General features: G+C 73.1%; 16 protein-coding genes. 12 read left to right on the forward strand and 4 right to left on the reverse strand.

What is annotated here, in order from left to right:
* Positions 1–8: 8 nt before the first annotated feature.
* Positions 9–2,945: an FAD-binding and (Fe-S)-binding domain-containing protein gene (locus FXF51_RS19700; RefSeq protein WP_148435949.1), complete on the reverse strand. Its 2,937-nt coding sequence runs from the start codon at positions 2,943–2,945 to the stop codon at positions 9–11.
* A gap of 115 nt (positions 2,946–3,060) precedes the next feature.
* On the opposite strand from FXF51_RS19700, the gene FXF51_RS19705 reads away from it, so the two are divergent.
* Entirely contained in the window at positions 3,061–3,603 is a 543-nt protein-coding gene (locus tag FXF51_RS19705; RefSeq protein ID WP_148435950.1) for an RNA 2'-phosphotransferase, read from the forward strand.
* 48 nt (positions 3,604–3,651) lie between these two features.
* Here the strand turns inward: FXF51_RS19705 and FXF51_RS19710 are convergent, their stop codons facing one another.
* Entirely contained in the window at positions 3,652–4,224 is a 573-nt protein-coding gene (locus FXF51_RS19710) for an NADAR family protein (RefSeq protein ID WP_148435951.1), read from the reverse strand.
* Positions 4,214–4,390, reverse strand: coding sequence for a hypothetical protein (locus tag FXF51_RS19715; RefSeq protein ID WP_187414451.1), 177 nt, complete (start codon positions 4,388–4,390; stop codon positions 4,214–4,216). The genes FXF51_RS19710 and FXF51_RS19715 overlap by 11 nt, the downstream gene beginning before the upstream one ends.
* 126 nt (positions 4,391–4,516) lie before the next feature.
* Here FXF51_RS19715 and FXF51_RS19720 point away from each other — a divergent pair, with 126 nt between their 5' ends.
* The 7 genes from FXF51_RS19720 to FXF51_RS19750 all read left to right on the forward strand — a co-directional run bounded on the left by FXF51_RS19720 (position 4,517) and on the right by FXF51_RS19750 (position 8,913).
* The gene (locus tag FXF51_RS19720) at positions 4,517–4,747 is read left to right on the forward strand and encodes a DUF2945 domain-containing protein (RefSeq protein ID WP_148435952.1); all 231 of its coding nucleotides are present in this window, start codon (positions 4,517–4,519) and stop codon (positions 4,745–4,747) included.
* Positions 4,744–5,082 carry a DUF3140 domain-containing protein gene (locus FXF51_RS19725; protein WP_148435953.1) on the forward strand — a complete coding sequence of 113 codons (339 nt, stop codon included), beginning with the start codon at positions 4,744–4,746 and terminating at the stop codon, positions 5,080–5,082. The genes FXF51_RS19720 and FXF51_RS19725 overlap by 4 nt, the downstream gene beginning before the upstream one ends.
* Positions 5,083–5,272: 190 nt before the next feature.
* The gene (locus tag FXF51_RS19730; RefSeq protein ID WP_148435954.1) at positions 5,273–6,622 is read left to right on the forward strand and encodes a TrkH family potassium uptake protein; all 1,350 of its coding nucleotides are present in this window, start codon (positions 5,273–5,275) and stop codon (positions 6,620–6,622) included.
* Entirely contained in the window at positions 6,615–7,277 is a 663-nt protein-coding gene (locus FXF51_RS19735; protein ID WP_148435955.1) for a potassium channel family protein, read from the forward strand. Before FXF51_RS19730 ends, FXF51_RS19735 begins: the two co-directional genes overlap by 8 nt.
* 41 nt (positions 7,278–7,318) lie before the next feature.
* Positions 7,319–7,762 carry a CBS domain-containing protein gene (locus FXF51_RS19740; protein WP_148435956.1) on the forward strand — a complete coding sequence of 148 codons (444 nt, stop codon included), beginning with the start codon at positions 7,319–7,321 and terminating at the stop codon, positions 7,760–7,762.
* An 8-nt stretch (positions 7,763–7,770) separates the two neighbouring features.
* On the forward strand, positions 7,771–7,965 hold the full coding sequence (locus tag FXF51_RS19745) for a hypothetical protein (protein WP_148435957.1): 195 nt from the start codon (positions 7,771–7,773) through the stop codon (positions 7,963–7,965).
* Positions 7,966–8,031: 66 nt separating this feature from the next.
* Positions 8,032–8,913, forward strand: coding sequence for an STAS domain-containing protein (locus FXF51_RS19750; RefSeq protein ID WP_187414452.1), 882 nt, complete (start codon positions 8,032–8,034; stop codon positions 8,911–8,913).
* Between the two features lie 38 nt (positions 8,914–8,951).
* Here FXF51_RS19750 and FXF51_RS19755 read toward each other — a convergent pair whose 3' ends face one another.
* Positions 8,952–9,518, reverse strand: a complete 567-nt coding sequence (locus tag FXF51_RS19755; protein ID WP_148435959.1) for a TetR/AcrR family transcriptional regulator — start codon at positions 9,516–9,518, stop codon at positions 8,952–8,954.
* 94 nt (positions 9,519–9,612) lie between these two features.
* On the opposite strand from FXF51_RS19755, the gene FXF51_RS19760 reads away from it, so the two are divergent.
* From FXF51_RS19760 to FXF51_RS19775, 4 genes are all read left to right on the forward strand, one after another.
* A complete protein-coding gene (locus FXF51_RS19760; RefSeq protein ID WP_148435960.1) occupies positions 9,613–10,533 on the forward strand; it encodes an NmrA family NAD(P)-binding protein in 921 nt (306 codons plus the stop codon).
* Positions 10,534–10,677: 144 nt separating this feature from the next.
* On the forward strand, positions 10,678–11,205 hold the full coding sequence (locus FXF51_RS19765) for a PadR family transcriptional regulator (protein ID WP_148435961.1): 528 nt from the start codon (positions 10,678–10,680) through the stop codon (positions 11,203–11,205).
* Positions 11,202–11,903 (forward strand): ABC transporter ATP-binding protein, encoded by a 702-nt coding sequence (locus FXF51_RS19770; RefSeq protein WP_148435962.1) that lies wholly within the window; start codon positions 11,202–11,204, stop codon positions 11,901–11,903. Before FXF51_RS19765 ends, FXF51_RS19770 begins: the two co-directional genes overlap by 4 nt.
* A complete protein-coding gene (locus FXF51_RS19775; protein WP_148435963.1) occupies positions 11,900–14,128 on the forward strand; it encodes an FtsX-like permease family protein in 2,229 nt (742 codons plus the stop codon). Before FXF51_RS19770 ends, FXF51_RS19775 begins: the two co-directional genes overlap by 4 nt.
* Positions 14,129–14,132 lie beyond the last annotated feature (4 nt).

The raw sequence follows: 14,132 nt of genomic DNA on the forward strand, positions 1-14,132 counted from the left end.
GCGCGGGCTCAGTGCGGGCGGGTGAGGGCGGCGGCCAGGATCTCGGCCAGGTGGCGCCCCTCGCGCCCGCTCCGCAGGGCCCCGATCTGCGTCCGGCACGAGAACCCGTCGGCGAGGATGGCCTCCGTCTCGCTCGCCGCCCGCACGGCGGGCCACAGCCCCTCCTCGGCGCAGGCCACCGAAACGTCGTAGTGCTCCCGTTCGAACCCGAAGTTCCCTGCCTGCCCGCAGCACCCCGAGTCGAGCACCCGCGTACGGAACCCGAACCGCGCCAGCACGGCCCGGTCGGCGTCGTACCCCATGACGGCGCTCTGGTGGCAGTGCACCTGGGCCAGCACCGACCCGCCCGCCGAGGACGGCCGCCAGTCGGGCGCCCGCTGCTCCAGCAGCTCCGACAGCGTCAGCGTGCGCTCGGACACGAGCCGCGTCTGCGCGGTGTTGAGCAGCTCGGGCGCGTCGGAGCGGAACACGGCGGTGCAGCTCGGCTCCAGCCCCACCACCGGCACCCCCGCCTCGGCCCACGGCAGCAGCGCCTTGACGCTGCGTGCCAGCACCTTGCGGGCGACGCCGAGCTGCCCGGTGCTGATCCAGGTCAGCCCGCAGCACAGCGTCACCGGCGGCACGTGCACCTCGAACCCGGCGGCCTCCAGCACCTCCACCGCGGCGCGGGCCACGCGCGGGTCGAAGTTGTTGGAGAACGTGTCGGCCCACAGCACGACGCGTCCGCGCGTGCCCGGCCCGACGACGCCGCGCCCCTTGAACCAGTCGGTGAACCGCTCCCCCGCGAAGCGCGGCAGCGCCCGCCGCCCGGAGACCCCTGCGAGGAGCTTGACCAGCCGCGCCAGGCCGGGCGTCTGGGTGACGGCGTTCACGACGTGCGGGGCGGCCGAGGCGAGCGCCGCCCACAGCGGCAGCCACCCCATCGAGTAGTGCGCGGCAGGGCGCAGCCGGTGCCGGTAGTGGTGGGCGAGGAACTCGGCCTTGTACGTCGCCATGTCCACGTTCACCGGGCATTCGGCCCGGCAGGCCTTGCAGGCCAGGCAGAGGTCGAGCGCGTCGCGTACGGCCTCCGACCGCCAGCCGTCGGCGATCAGCTCGCCGCGCACCATCTCCTCCAGCAGCCTGGCCCGCCCGCGCGTGGAGTGCTCCTCCTCGCGGGTGACCCGGTAGCTGGGGCACATGACGCCGCCCTCGAACGTGTGCTTGCGGCAGTTGCCGGTCCCGACGCAGCGGGTGGCGGCGTGCCCGAAACGTCCGTGGTCGTTGGGGTAGTCGAAGAACGTCTCCCTGGGCTCCAGGGGGTAGAAGTGCCGCTGGGCGAGGTTCTCATCGAGGCGGTGCGGGTGGACGACCTTGCCGGGGTTCATCCGGTCGCGGGGATCGAAGACGGCCTTGAACCGGCCGAACGCCTCCACCACGGCCTCGCCGAACATCCGCGGCAGCAGCTCGGCCAGCGCCTGCCCGTCGCCGTGCTCGCCGGACAACGATCCGCCGTAGGAGGCGACCAGGTCGGCGCTCTCCTCGGCGAACCTGCGGTAGGTGGCGATCCCGTCGTCGGTGTGCAGGTCGAGCGGGAGCCTGCCGTGCACGCAGCCCTGCCCGAAGTGGCCGTACAGGGCGGAGTGGGCGTAGCCGTGGCGGTGCCGCAGCCGGTCGTAGTCGCGCAGGTAGGCGCCCAGCCGCTCGGGTGGGACGGCCGCGTCGGACCAGCCCTCGTAGGTCTGCCGCCCGGTCGGCGGGTACGCCTCCACGCCCAGCCCGGACTCGCGCAGCCGCCACAGCTCGTCCTCCCTGGCCGGGTCGCCCAGGAACGCGTGCGACGGTGCCGGCCTGCCGTCGCCGCGGCACAGGTCGCGCATCATGTCCTCGGCCCGCTGGCGCGACTCGTCGGCGGTGTCGCCGCCGAACTGCACGAGCAGCCATCCGGCTCCCGGCGGCAGGTCGCTCAGCGCGGGGTCGCCGGGGCGTTCGGCGCGGGCGAGCCGGTACATGGTCTCGTCCATGGCCTCCAGCGCCAGCGGCCGGTGCGCGGCCACGGAGGGGACGGCGTCGGCGGCGGCGAAGATGTCCTGGAAGCCGAGGACGGCCAGCGCCCTGGTGGCGGGGCGCGGCACCACGGACAGCTCGGCGCGCAGCACGGTCACCAGGGTGCCCTCGCTGCCGACGAGGGCGCGGGCCAGGTTGAAGCCGTTCTCGGGCAGGAGCTGGTCCAGGTTGTAGCCGGACACGCGCCGTTCCAGCCGGGGGAAGCGGGTGCGGACCAGCTCCATGGTGTCGTCGCGCAGGTCGCGCAGCTGCCGGTAGATCTCGGCCAGGCGGCCGCCCTCGGCCTGGATGCGGGCGTACTCGTCGGCGCCGGTCGGCCCCACCCAGGCGCGCACGCCGTCGTAGGTGAGGATCTCCAGCCGCAGCACGGAGTCGGCCGTCTTCCCGTACGCCTGCGCGGACGCCCCGCACGAGTCGTTGCCGATCATGCCGCCGATGGTGCAGGCGCGGTGGCTGGACGGCTTGGGCCCGACCATCAACCCGTCGGGCTCCAGCACGTGGTCGACCTGGTCGAGCACCGCTCCCGCCTGCACGACGATCCGCCGGCCCGGCACGTCCACGGACTCGACCCGGCCGCAGTGCTTGGACCAGTCGATGACCACGGCCGCGTTGCAGCACTGCCCGGCCAGGCTGGTGCCGCCGCCGCGCGACAGCACCGGCACGTCCCTGGACCGGCACACGGCCACCGCCGCCACGCCGGCGTCGAGATGGCGCGGCACCACCACGCCGATGGGGACCTGCCGGTAGTTGGAGGCGTCGGTGGAGTAGGCGGCGCGGCTGCCCGTGTCGAAGCGGACCTCCCCGTCCACGGCTTCCTCCAGCCGCCGGCGCAGCATCTCGACGTCGATCTCGCGCGGCGCGGGCGGATGGGTTACGGGCGTGCTGACCTGGGTGTCCATGCCCGGCCCTTACCCGAGCCGGCTCTCCGGAGCCCCAATGAAACGCCAAGTGTGTCCTGAATGTCCGCTATGGCGGAGTCGCGGAGCGACGTCACAAGCGGCACCATGACCATTGATGGACGAACGTCGCATGATTCGCGTTTCCAAGTACCTCTCCAGGCACCTGCGGCACGACCCGCAACGCATCGGCCTCACCCTCGACGCGGGCGGCTGGGTGGAGGTGGAGGACCTGCTGCGGGCCGCCGCCGCGCACGGGTTCCCGATCACCCCCGAGGAGCTGCGCGAGGTGGTCGCGGCCAACGACAAGCGCAGGTACGCGATCGAGGCCGGCCGGATCAGGGCAAGCCAGGGGCACTCGGTGCCTGTGGACCTGGGGCTGCCCGCCGTGCAGCCGCCCGAGGTCCTCTACCACGGCACGGTCGGGCGGTTCCTGGTGGCGATCAGGCGGGAGGGGCTGCGGCCCATGAACCGCCACCACGTGCACCTGTCGCCCGACCGGGAGACGGCCACCCGGGTGGGGTCCCGGCGGGGCGTGCCCGTGGTGCTGGTGGTGGCGGCGGGGGTGATGCACGCCGACGGGCACGCGTTCATGCGCAGCGAGAACGGGGTGTGGCTGGTGGACAGCGTCCCGCCCGGCTACCTGCGCTTTCCGTCCTGAAGGCCCCGCCGGACTACCCGCGCTTCCCGTCCTGAAGAGCCTGCCGGGCTACCCGCGCTTCCCGTCCTCAAGGGCCGCCCTGGCGGCCATCAGGGCGAAGCCGAGCAGGTTGAGGCCCTGCCACCGCTGCGGCGAGGCGGCGCGGTCGTCGTCGGCGGCCAGGCCGATGCCCCACACCCGGTCGACGGGGCTGGCCTCCACGAGGATCCGCGTGCCGGTGCCGAGCAGGTAGCCCGCCAGCTCCTCGTGCCCGCCGAACTTGGCCACGTTGCCGCGTACGACGATGTCGAAGCGGTGCTTCTCCCACGTCGCCTGGTCGAAGCCGCGTACGGCGCGGCCGAGCTCCTTGGCCTGCTTCGGATGCCGCACGGCGAGCACCCTGGCCGCGTTCTCCTCGTCGCCGAACAGCCACGCCTTGTGCGCCATCATGTAGTGCTCGGCCGAGGCGAACGTGTGCCCGTCCGCAGTGAACCGGACCGGCCACCACTGGCTCAGGCAGCCCTTGCCGACACCGCCGTCACCGGCAGGCTGGTGTCCCCAGAAGTACAGATATTTCAGGCGCCGCCCCCGCCGTTCGGCGGCGATCAGCTCGTCCATGGTCATGGGCAGGTCAGCGGGCATGGCGTTCAGTATGCCCGGCCGCCCGCCCCAGCCGCGCGGCCATTTCCCGCAGGTGCGGCACCAGCTCGGGCGGGTCGAGCACCTCGAACAGGAACAGGCAGGTCCGCGCGGGGAACAGGACGCGGGCCTGGTAGCGGTACGGGGCCGAGGTGATGGAGCGCGACACGTACGCTGCCGCGTCCTGCTCCGGCAGCGGCCGTGGTGACGGAGCTGCGCGAGTTCTTCGCCTCGCTGCGGTAAAGAATCGGCGGCCGGCGGCTGCCGGGTGGCGCGGCGGGTAGCGCGGCTCGGCATGACAAAGAAGAAGAGCGACAAGGACCTCTCGCCGGGCGACGAGGTCTCCTGGAAGAGCCACGGCTCCACCGCCAAGGGCAAGGTCGAGAAGAAGGTCACCAAGCGGCAGAAGGAGGGGGGACGCACGGTCGCCGCCTCCCCGGAGGATCCGCAGTACGTGGTGCGCAGCGAGAAGAGCGGCGGCAAGGCCGTGCACAAGCCGTCCGCGCTCCGCAAGGGCGGCAAATGACCTCCTCCGACAGCGAGAAGAAGACGATCGCGGACGAGTTCGGCAAGGCCGTCAACATGACCGCGAAGGAGCTCGAACACTGGCTGACCACCGACGAGTCGAAGTCCGTCGGGCAGAAGGACGACGGCGGCGAGTCGGTGGGCCACGAGTCGGGGCGCAAGATCATCAAGCTGCTCCAGGGCAAGAAGTCCGACCGGTCGGACGGCGACTACGCGCACATGCACAAGGTCGTCGGCTACGTCCACCGCCACCTCGCCCAGCGTCCCTCCGGGGACGTGACCGACACCCGGTGGCGGTACTCGCTGATGAACTGGGGTCACGACCCGCTCAAGTAGCCGCCGCCATCAGGTAGCTTCCGCGTCAGGAAGGCGTAGGTACGCCGGCGCCCGCGGCTCCTGTTACGGTAGTGCGCGGTGCGCCGGGAAGTCTGGTCGGCAAGGACTGCCGGTCGGATGTTCTGGGGAGGCGTTCGCGGATGCGTGGCCGAGCTGGCGGGTGTCGGCATCGCCGCCGCGAGGTGCGGTGATGGGTGTGCTGACGCCGTTCACCTCGCGCTTCCGGCACCCCGCGCAGGTCGTGGTCGCCGCGTTCGGGCTGACCGTCGCCGTCGGCACGGGCCTGCTCGCGCTGCCGATCGCCACCACCACCGGCGAGTCGGCCGGCTGGGTGGCCGCGCTGTTCACCGCGACGTCCGCCGTCTGCGTGACGGGGCTGGCCATCGTCGACACCGAGGCGCACTGGTCGGTGTTCGGCGAGCTGGTGATCGCCGGGCTGGTCCAGGTGGGCGGCCTGGGGATCATGACGATGGCGACCGTGTTCACGCTGCTCGTCTCCGGCCGGTTAGGCCTGCGCGCCAAGATCGCGGTGCAGGCCGAGACCAAGACGCTGAGCATGAGCGACGTGCGGCACGTCCTGCGCAAGGTGGTCCTGTTCAGCCTGGCGTGCGAGGCGGTCGCCGCCGCCGTCCTCACCACCCGCTTCGTCACCGGGTACGACGAGCCGTTCGGTCGCGCCCTCTACCTGGGCGTCTTCCACGCGATCAGCGCCTTCAACGACGCCGGGTTCGCGCTGTGGCCCGACAGCCTCATGCGGTTCGTGTCCGACGGGTGGATCTGCCTGACCGTGGCGACCGCCAGCATCGTCAGCGGGCTCGGCTTCCCCGTGGTCTTCGAGCTGGCCCGCTCCTGGCGGCACCCCCGCAGGTGGACCGTCCTGACGAAGATCACGGTGTGGGTGACCGCCGTCCTGCTGCTGCTCGGCACCCTGGCCTTCCTCATGACCGAATGGCGCAACCCCAGGACGCTCGGGCCGCTCGACGAGGGCGGCAAGGTGCTGGCGGCCTTCTTCGCCGCCGTCATGCCGCGCTCGGCCGGGTTCAACACCCTCGACATCTCCCAGATGCAGCCGTCGAGCTGGCTCACCACCGACCTGCTGATGTTCATCGGCGGCGGCAGCGCGAGCACCGCCGGCGGCATCAAGGTCACCACCGTCGGGCTGCTCGCCTTCGTCGTGTGGGCCGAGCTGCGCGGCGAGGGCCGGGTGAACATCGGGCACCGCAGCCTTCCCGACACCGCGCAGCGGCAGGCCGTCACGATCACCGCCCTGGGGGTGACGATCGTGGGGCTGGCCACGTACACGCTGCTCGCGCTCACCCCGTACAGTCTCGACCAGGTCCTGTTCGAAGTGGTCGCGGCGTTCGGCACGGCGGGCCTGTCCACCGGCATCACCGCCGGCCTCGGCACCGCCGGCCACCTGCTGCTGGTCGTCCTCATGTTCATCGGCCGGATCGGCCCACTCACCCTGGGCTCCGCCCTGGCACTCAACAGGCGCGCCCGGCACTACGAGCTACCCGAGGAGCGTGTCATCGTTGGCTGAGTACAAGGGCGACCCGGTCGTCGTCATCGGCCTGGGCCGGTTCGGCACCTCGCTGGCGCTGGAGCTGACCCGGCGCGGCGCCGAGGTCCTGGCCATCGACCACCGCCCCAAGATCACCCAGAGCCTGGCGGGCCAGATCACCCAGATCGCCACCGCCGACGCCACCGACATGGAGGCGCTGCGCCAGCTCGGCGTGCCCGACTTCTACCAGGCGGTGGTGGCCGTCGGCAGCGACGTCGAAGCCAGCATCCTGGCCACCTCGCTGCTGGTCGAGCTGGAGATCAACGACATCTGGGCCAAGGCCGTCAGCACCCAGCACGGCCGCATCCTCAGCCGCATCGGGGCCCACCACGTCGTCTTTCCCGAGCACGACATGGGCGAGCGGGTCGCCCACCTGGTGTCGGGGCGGATGCTCGACTACATGCAGGTGGACGAGGACTTCGCCATCGCCAAGACCAGCCCGCCGAAGGAGTACGTGGGGGTTCCGCTCGGGCGGTCGAACCTGCGCCGCAAGTACGGGGTGACGATCGTGGCCGTCAAGCCGCCCGGGGAGGAGTTCACCTACGCCACGGCGGAGACCGAGCTGACCTACGGGGACATCGTGCTCGTCTCGGGGCGGACCGAGCAGGTGGAACGCTTCGCCGAACTGCCGTAGACCGGTGGTCCGGCGGCTAGGCTGGTGATCGGAGGCGATCGATGCGCGCACGCGACCTGGCCGTCGACTTCCCGACGGTCACCCTCGACACCCCCGCGCTGGAGGCGGCCAGGCTGCTGGCCGACCGCGACCTGCCGGGGCTCATCCTGGTCGACGACGACGGCCGTCCGCTCAGCATTCTGCCCGGCACGCAGGTGCTGCGGCTGGCGGTGCCGGCGTACTGCCAGGACGATCCCGCGCTGGCCCGGGTGGTCGACGAGGCCCACGCCGACCGGTTCCTGCACCGGCTCGGCGGCAAGACGGTGCGGGAGTGCCTGCCGGAGCAGCCGCGCGAGCTGCCGGTGACCGACGCGAAGGCGACGGTGCTGGAGCTGGCGGCGCTGATGGCCCGTACGCGCAGCCCGCTGGTGGCGGTGATGGACGCGGACGGGCTGGTGGGCGCCGTCACGCTGCAGTCGCTGCTCGACCACGCCCTTCAGCTCTGACCTCCCGCATGGACGAGGAGACCGTCAGGGTGCTCGGCGGCCCGGCCACCGCGGTGGAACCGCTGACCCGCAACGCCATGAACGCCGTCACCGGGGGCATCTGGCGGGTGCGCACGGAGCGCCGCTCCGCCGTCCTCAAGGTGCTGACCAGGCGGAAGGACGGCCAGGAGGGGTGGGAGAGCGCGACCGGCCCGCGGCACTGAAACTACCGGCGCAGGGAGGCCGACGGCTACGCCACCGGCCTGCCGTCGGTGTGGTCGGGCTCCGGCGTGCGCGCCCCGCGCCTGCTGGAGCTGGTCGAGCGGGACGACGGCGACCTCGCCCTGCGGCTGGAGGACGTGCCCGGGCAGCCCGCCACCGCCTGGACGATCGAGCGCCACGGCCTGCTCAGCCACCGGCTCGGCGTGGCGCAGGGCCGTGCGGGGCGGGTCGAGCGTCCGTGGACGAGCCGGTCGTTCCTGCGGGACTACGTGGCGTCCAAGCGGGTGCCGTACGAGCTGCTTGAGGACGACGCCGCCTGGCGGCACCCCCTGCTCGTCGAGAACTTCCCGCCCGGCCTGCGCGCCGAGCTGCTGCGCCTGCACCGCGACCGGGACTGGTTCCTGTCCGTCCTGGAGTGGCCAGGACGATGCCGTCCCTGCTCCGCCCGCCGGGCCGGGACCGATCATCTCCGGGTGGCACGGATCCGCCATCACACCAGCAAAAACCGGGATATCGCCGACGACTTCGGCGGTCTATCCTTCATTGATGGTCAAGTTCCGCCGGCGGGCGCGGTGAATCCGCAGACGCCGCCATTGACGCTGGCGCACCAGCACCTGCCCGGGGTCACGGTGATCGCTGTGACCGGCGAGATGGACGCCACCAATCGAGCTGACCTTGAGACCTACCTCCGGGAGGCCAGGGCCGCTCCCGCGGAACGGCTGGTGTTCGACCTGTCCGGGGTGCCGTTCATGGACAGCTCGGGCCTGCACGTCCTGCTGAAGTGCGCCACCGACTGCCTGCGGGCGGGCGGTGTCGTGCATCTCGCGGGCGTGCAGCCGCTGCCGGCCCGCCTGTTCGAGATCACCGGCGTGGTGGCGCACCTCCCGGTGCACGAGCGGGTCGAGGACGCCGTGGCCGCCGCCCTCGACTCATCGGAACGCTCCATCTAGCGATCGCGCGACCACACAGCGCTCCGCTGTCACTCCGGTCACTCGCGGGGTGGGCTGACTCCGTTGACGGCCAGGCCGAGCAGCCGCTGCGCCTCGGCGGCGGGCCGCGGGTGGTGTTCGGAGGCCAGGGCGATGCCGGTGATCAGGGTGAGCAGGTCGGTGATGGTCACGCCCGGCGTCAGCGCGCCCGCGCCGGCGGCGCGGCGTACCAGGGGGGCGCCCGCCTCGGTGAGCTGCGCGGTGCAGCAGGGCTCGCCCGCGTCCGGGTCGCCTGCCCGCTCGCGGGTGAGCGCGATGGCCAGCCCCCTGATGGTGGCGGTGGCCGCGGTGACGGCGCTCAGCCATTCCAGCAGCGCGGCCCTGGTGTCGGGCCCGGCGGTCAGGTCTCGGGCGAGGGCGCACAGGGAGTCGATCTGCTCGCGGAAGACCGCCTCCAGCAGCGCCTGACGGCTGGGGAAGTGCCGGCGCAGGGTCGCTGATCCGACTCCCGCCGTGCGGGCCATCTGCTCCAGGGACGCGTCGGGGCCGTACTCGGCGATCGCCTCCTTGGCGACGGTGAGCAGCAGCGCGTAGTTGCGCCGTGCGTCCGCTCGCTGGACGGGCATCGCATCACCTCACGTTTGCTAAGTGGCGGGGTCCGCCGTATCTTACCGGAAGATAAACGGCGGGCCCCGCCGTTTACGACGCTTGGAGATTCTCATGCCCTTTGACAACGCCCCTGTCCTGGTCACCGGCGCCACCGGACGGCAGGGCGGCGCCACCGCCCGCGCCCTGCTCGCGTCCGGCGTCCCCGTCCGGGCCCTGGTCCGCGACCCCGGCAGCGACCGCGCGAAGGCGGTCGAGGCCCTCGGCGCCGAGCTGGCCGTCGGCGACCTGAACGACCCCGGCTCCCTGACCGGCCCCGCGACGGGAGCCCGGGCCGTCTTCTCCGTGCAGATGCCCCCGATCATCGACGGCGCCTACAGCTTCGAGGGCGAGCTGGCCCAGGCCGTCAACCTGATCGAAGCCGCCAGGGCCGCCGGCGTGCCGCAGTTCGTGCACACCTCCGTCTCCGGCGCGGGCCGGCACACTGAGGCCCCCGGCTGGGCCGAGGGCCGCTGGGCGCCGATGGAAGGCGTCTACGCCCCGAAGACCGGCGCCCAGGACCGGGTGCGCGAGGCCGGCTTCACCCACTGGACCATCATCAAGCCGGGCTTCTTCATGGAGAACTTCCTCCCGTCCCTGGCCTACCTGCTCCCCCGCGGCGTCGAGGGCGGCCTGGCGACCGTGCTGAAGCCCGGCACCCGGCTCTCCCTCGTCGCGACCGACGACATCGGCGCGGCGGCCGCCGCGGCCATCGCGGCCCCGGAGCGCTTCCACGAGGTCGAGCTGGAACTGGCCGGCGACTACCTGCCGATGACCCGGATCGCCGAGATCCTGTCCAGCGCCTTCGGCACCCCGCTGACCGCACCCGACATGACCGTGGAGGAGGCCACCGCCGCCGGCATGCCGCTCTACGCCGCCACCTCCCACGAGTTCATCAACGTGGCCGGCCAGCCCGCCCGCCCGGAGTACGCCCGGGCCCTCGGCATCCCGCTCACCTCCTTCGACGCGTGGGCGCACCGGCACCTCAAGCCCTGACCCCTACGCCCGCCGGCTACGCCTGGCCCGCGCCGCCGTCGCGGCGCGGTTCCGGCCCGGCGCGCCCCAGAACGCCCGGTGAGCACTCGCACGTGGCGCTCTTGACATCCGCCGGCCTATACCCCCGGTGTATAGTCGGCGGTCATGAGCGTCCCTCTTGCACTGCTCGGCCTGCTCGAACGCGAGCCCAGCCACGGCTACGACCTCAAGCGCGACTACGACACCTTCTTCGGCCAGGGCAAACCGCTCCCCTTCGGCCAGGTGTACTCCACCCTCGGCCGCCTGGCCAGGGACGGCAAGGTCACCGCCGGGCAGAGCGAGCCGGGTGACGGCCCCGACCGCAAGCGCTACGCCATCACCCCGCTGGGCACGCAGGAGGTCGAGGTGTGGCTGACGGAGCCGGTGGCGGCGGAGCCGTACCTGCAGACGGTGTTGTTCACCAAGGTCGTGCTGGCGCTGATGCTGGGCCGGGACGCGGCCGGCTACCTGGACCTGCAGCGGGCCACGCACCTGCGCCGGATGCGGGAGTTCACGCAGATCAAGCGGACGGGCTCGCTGACCGACGCGTTGCTGGCCGACCACGGCATGTTCCATCTGGAGGCGGACCTGCGCTGGATCGACGTCACGCAGGCGCGGCTGGGGGCGCTGGCGGCCATGGTGCGTGAACAGTGATCATCGAAGCGCGCGGGCTCAGCCGCTCCTACGGGCGCACTCCTGCGCTGCGCGAGGCGGATCTGGCGGTGGGGGCCGGGGAGATCGTCGCGGTCATGGGTCCCAGCGGCTCGGGGAAGTCGACGCTCCTGCACTGCCTGGCCGGGATCTTCACGCCCGACAGCGGCGAGGTGTGGTTCCGGGGCCGGCGGCTGGACACGATGAGCGACGCCCGGCGCACCGAGCTGCGGCGGACCGCGTTCGGGTTCGTGTTCCAGTTCGGGCAGCTCGTGCCGGAGCTGACCGTGGCCGACAACGTCGCCCTGCCGCTGTTGCTGGGGCGGACCAGGCGCAAGGAGGCCTACGGACGCGCCGGTGAGTGGCTGGAGCGGCTGAGGCTGGGAGAGCTGGGCGGGCGGCGTACCAGTGAGTTGTCGGGAGGGCAGGCGCAGCGGGTGGCGGTCGCCAGGGCGCTGGTGACGGGGCCGCGGGTGCTGTTCGCGGACGAGCCGACGGGGGCGCTCGACTCGCTGGCCGGGGAGCAGGTCATGGAGCTGCTGGTCGGGCTGGCGCGGGAGGAGGGCACGACGGTGATCGTGGTGACCCACGACGCCCGGGTGGCCGCCTTCGCCGACCGGGAGGTGATCGTCCGGGACGGCCGCCTGACCGACCCCTACGCGAACCAGGGCGGCCGCGGCGCCCATGAGGTCGTTCGATGATCCTGCTGGGGCTGCGGCTGTCGTTGCGCGGCGGCAGGGAGGCGGCGGCCAGGCTGGTGTTGATCGTGACCGGGGTGGCGGCCGGCGTCACGGTGCTGCTCACCACGCTGTCCCTGTTCAACGCCTTCGAGTCCACCACGGACCGCCCCTGCTGGGAGTGCACCACCGGCACCGCCCCCGGCGGCCGGGTCCTCGACCCGGCCGCCACCGGCGCGCTGTGGAACTACCACGAGGACTACTTCGCGGGCCGCACGATCAAGCGCCTGGACGCCGCCGCGCTGGGCGCGCAAGTTCCGGTCGTCCCGGGCCTGGCGCGCATGCCCGCCCCGGGCCGGCACGTTGTCTCGCCCGCGCTGGCCGAGCTGCTGGACACGGTGCCGCGCGGGCGGCTGGCCGACCGTTTCCCCGGCGCCCGCGCGGGGATCATCGGCCGGGCCGCGCTGTCCGGGCCCGACGAGCTGGTCATCGTGGTGGGCAGGACGCCGGAGGAGGTCGCCGCCCTGGCCGGGACGCGGCAGGTGGACGCGGTGGAGACGGCGCCGAAGGCGTCCCTGCGCGACGACGACAGCGACCTCTACCGCTTCGGTTTCGCCGTTGCCGCGATCGGCCTGCTCGTCCCGCTGCTGGTGCTGGTGAACACCACGACCCGGCTGGCCGCGGCCCGCCGCGAGGCGCGGTTCGCCGCGATCCGGCTGGCGGGCGGGACGTCCCGGCAGGTCAGCGTGCTGGCCGCGGTGGAGGCCGGGCTCGGCGCGCTGCTGGGGGCGCTGCTCGGCGCCGCGCTGTTCCAGCTCGTACGCCCGGCCGTGGCGCTGATCAGGGTCACCGGCTCCCGCTTCTTCCCCGACCTGGTCACGCCGGAGCCCTGGCAGTACGCGGCCGTGCTGGTGTGTGTCCCGCTGCTGGCGGGCGGCTCGGCCATGTGGTCGCTGCGCCGCGTGCGGATCTCCCCGCTCGGCGCGGCGAGGAAGGCCGCCGCCCGGCCGCCGAGGGCCTGGCGGGTGATCCCGCTGCCGGCCGGGCTGGTCCTGTTCGCCGGCCCGGCGTTCCAGGGCGACGGGCGCGAGCCGGATCCCGTTCTGGCGGGGGCGGCCCTGGCGCTGGTCATGGTCGGGCTGGTCCTGGCGGGCCCCTGGCTGACGATGCTGGCGGCCCGGCTCGCCGCCCGGCTGACGGGCGGCGCGGCGACCCTGCTGGCCGCGCAGCGGCTGGCGGCCGATGCGCGGGCCGCGTTCCGGTCGGTGAGCGGGCTCGTGCTGGCGGTGTTCATCGGGACGGCGATCGCGGCCATGGTCCCGGCCGTGGTCTCCGGCCAGCGGGCGGTGGCGGGCGGCGCGCTCACCGACGTGCTGCGCGCGCCCCTCACCCCCGATCCCGGGCGCGGCGGGCTGTCGCCGCGGGCGGGAGCGGAGCTGCTCACGCGGTTGCGGGCGCATCGGGGCGTCGAGGTGCTGCCGATCTACGCGCTGCCGCGAAACGCGGCGGAGCGCACGGCCGTGCCGGGCGACGGCCCGCCGCCGCCCAGCACGGCCGTGGACTGCGCGAGCCTGGCCCGCCACCCCGCGCTCGGGCGGTGCCCGGCGGGCGCCCAGGCGGTGTCGGGCGCCTTCGACCGCGTCGTCGAGGCCGACAACCCGCTGACCATCGACAAGCTGCTCCCCCTCGCCGGCCCGGCCGTCTCCACCGAAGGGCTCGGCCTGGCGGCCGTCCTGGTCAGCATGGACGACAAGGACGGGCTGGAGGAGATCCGCACCCTGCTGGCGCCCTACAGCACCGGCCCGCCGATGACCTTCGCCGAGGTCGCCCAGGTCAGGGCGACGATCTTCACGCAGGTCGAGAACATCGCGCTGGCCATGGTCGCGCTGACCCTGCTCACCGGCGGGTGCGGTCTCGTGGTGGCGGTCGGCGGCGGGCTGATGGAGCGCAGGCAGCCGTTCACGCTGCTGCGGCTGACCGGCGCGCCGTCCCGCACCCTGGCCGCGGTGGTGCTGCTGGAGTCGGCGCTGCCGCTGGTCCTGGCCGCGGCCGTCGCCGCCCTGGCGGGGTTCGGCGTGGCGGGGCCGTTCGTCGGCCAGCTCGCGATGAAGGGCGCGTCCGTGGCCATGCCGGGGCCTGTCTACTTCGCGGCCGTGGGGGGTGGCCTGGCCGCGTCCCTGCTGGTGAGCCTCATGGCGCTGCCGCTGCTGCGGCACATGACCGCGCCCGGCAACGCGCGAGTGACCTAATTGA

Source organism: Nonomuraea sp. PA05 (assembly GCF_008086045.1).
GTDB lineage: Bacteria > Actinomycetota > Actinomycetes > Streptosporangiales > Streptosporangiaceae > Nonomuraea > Nonomuraea monospora.